This window comes from Acinetobacter sp. GFQ9D191M (assembly GCF_011174875.1).
Lineage (GTDB): Bacteria > Pseudomonadota > Gammaproteobacteria > Pseudomonadales > Moraxellaceae > Acinetobacter.
Genome location: NZ_JAALGV010000151.1, coordinates 1 through 2,615, shown reverse-complemented (window position 1 = coordinate 2,615; position 2,615 = coordinate 1). Strand labels below are relative to the sequence as shown.

Annotated in this window: 2 protein-coding genes; both read right to left on the bottom strand. The window is 39.5% G+C overall.

All coding sequences use genetic code 11. From position 1 onward, the window contains the following. Positions 1–94 precede the first annotated feature (94 nt). Positions 95–799, bottom strand: a complete 705-nt coding sequence (locus G5T77_RS16630) for a metallophosphoesterase (RefSeq protein WP_166139662.1) — start codon at positions 797–799, stop codon at positions 95–97. A 458-nt stretch (positions 800–1,257) separates the two neighbouring features. After that, on the bottom strand, positions 1,258–2,574 hold the full coding sequence (locus tag G5T77_RS16625) for a sorbosone dehydrogenase family protein (protein ID WP_166139660.1): 1,317 nt from the start codon (positions 2,572–2,574) through the stop codon (positions 1,258–1,260). Between the last annotated feature and the right edge of the window lie 41 nt (positions 2,575–2,615).

The following is a 2,615-nucleotide window of genomic DNA, read 5'->3' as shown; positions in this document are numbered from 1 at the left end:
GGATGAGGGAACCTAATGAGTTAGCAACTGAGCTGTGGAACCTCATTAGGTAAAATTAAGTGTAAATCTGCTAGTCTAGAGCCTAATATTTTTTTTAATTAGCTTTTGCTATAGCATCTTTTATTTTAATGACACACAACTTCTTCGTATAAGAAGAACCTACATCAATATAGTGGCAATTATCAATTTGGGTATGTTCTTTTACAATCGTATGACCCAGATAGATCTCATCGATATTTTTAACGGTTCCATAGCGATAAGAATGATTGCGAATTCTCCCTCTACCCCAAAGAGCATTGGTATATGCTGAAGTTAAGCCTGGAATTCTATTTTCACCTTTTGCAATTTTCTTTTTAAATACATTCCAGTCATTAAGCGCAATATCTGCGTGTAAAATGCCAATCTTTTTATGTTTTAGGTTTAGTTCAATGGCCAAAGGAAGTGCAGAAAAAATTTCACTGAGTTCATCCTGTTTTTCGGTTGATAAAAGATAGAACCACTCACCACCATTCTGTGCATGCATATCTTGAATCCATGCATCATCACGGCCCTTAATACACATTTCCTCATGATTGCCGCGAACACAATAAAACCAGGGCTGACTTAGCAATGAAACGCATTCCAGGTTTTCATTACCACGATCGACCAGATCTCCGGTACAAATCAGTAGATCTTTCTCAAAATTAAAATGAACTTTCTCTAATTCTTGCATGAGCAAGCTATAACAACCATGCAGATCCCCAACCACATATATGGCAGAGAAATCAGATCCATCAATTACCTTAGTTAAAGTGTTCATAAGTATCTTCTATAACATGGAACCCTGTCTGCCAAACCTGAAGCAAAAGATGATTCTTAAATCATATCTTTTAATTTTAATGCTGTTTAAAACCTTAAAGATGATTTTTTAACATTATTTATCTACTACAATTAAATTATTTTTAGTCATAAAGCCCTTTGTAAAATATAGGAAAGTTCACATAATGTTAACTTTTGTATAAATATATTATTTTTTGTAAGTTTAAGCTTACATCGATTGGAGTAAATACTCTATATCCTGTTTCCTCAATTTTTGACATTATGTTTCACATAAAGAGTCAGCAAGGAAAGCTGATAATAATCGCATTACAATGATAATAAAGTCGAAAGACAGCGAACTTACTGGGATGGTAAGTGATAAAAGTAGAGACTACAGCCGCTAAGCCTTATAGTTTTGGGAGAGACTATAAGGCTTTTATTTTATTAGCATCTACTTATTTATTGATTCGGTGATACTCGCCAAATCACGTTCCCTACATCATCAGCAACTAATATTGCGCCTTGAGCATCTGTAGCTACACCCACAGGCCGACCAAATGCATCTCCATTTTTGCTTAAAAATCCGGTCAGAACCTCTTGAGGCTGACCAGAAGGCTGACCATTTTGAAATGGCACAAAAATAACTTTATAACCACTATGAGGTTTCCTATTCCAGGAACCATGCTGACCAATGAGTGCACCATCACGATATTGGGATATTAAATTAGCCTTATAAAATGTCAGACCCAGTGATGCAGTATGATTTCCCAAGGCATAATCTGGCTTAATTGCTTTCGCGACCAGTTCAGGCTTTTGCGGTTTTACCCGGGTATCCACATGCTGGCCATAATAACTATAAGGCCAGCCATAAAAAGCGCCATCTTTTACTGAGGTCATATAATCAGGAACCAGATCATTGCCCAGCTCATCACGCTCATTCACTACAGTCCATAAGGCTCCACTCTGAGGCTGCCAGTCCATGCCATTGGGATTACGCAGGCCTGTAGCAAACGGCCGGGCTTGACCTGTAGAAAGGTCCAATTCCATGATCAGGGCGCGTCCTTCTTCCTGAGCTATGCCATTTTCAGCCACATTACTATTAGAGCCTACCGTAATGTAGAGCTTCTTGCCTGCAGGATTGGCAATAACATTTTTCGTCCAGTGATGATTTAAAGGGCCTGCAGGCAAGTCTAATACATTAGTTCCTTTTTCTTTGATCTGGGTCATACCTGGCTGATAAGAGAATCGCACTAAAGCATCTGTATTTGCGACATAAAGCATATTACCCACTAAGGTCATTCCAAACGGCGAGTTTAAATTTTGCAGAAATACTGTTTTCTGATCAGCAATGCCGTCTTGATCGCTGTCACGCAACAGGCTAATACGGTTGGCGCTTGGATAGGATGATCCTGCTCTTCTCATCACCATTTTCATGATTTTGCCTTTAATGCCTTTATTATCTTCAGGCTTAGGTGGAGCATCAGTTTCAGCTACCAGTACATCTCCATTCGGCAATACATATAACCAGCGCGGGTGTTGAAGGCCTTGTGCGAATGCTTGCACTTTTAAACCTGGTGCTGGCGTCGGCATGACACCTTCAGGCCAACCTTTTGCAGGGGCAATGTTGACGACCGGAAACAGTCTTGATTTTGGTTCAGGTAAAGACGGCTGAGCGCCATAACTATCTGTTACAGGTGTTTTGGATGAAACTGTACAGCCGGTAAATGCCAATATGATTACGGTACTTAAGGCTGATAGGAGAAATTGAGCCGCCATGGTATTTCCTTGCTTTTTGTTTGGCTCTAGACTAGCAGATT

Coding starts and splice junctions, on each gene's coding strand:
- G5T77_RS16630 (WP_166139662.1), bottom strand. CDS start 799: ATGAACACTTTAACTAAGGTAATTGATGGATCTGATTTCTCTGCCATA.
- G5T77_RS16625 (WP_166139660.1), bottom strand. CDS start 2,574: ATGGCGGCTCAATTTCTCCTATCAGCCTTAAGTACCGTAATCATATTG.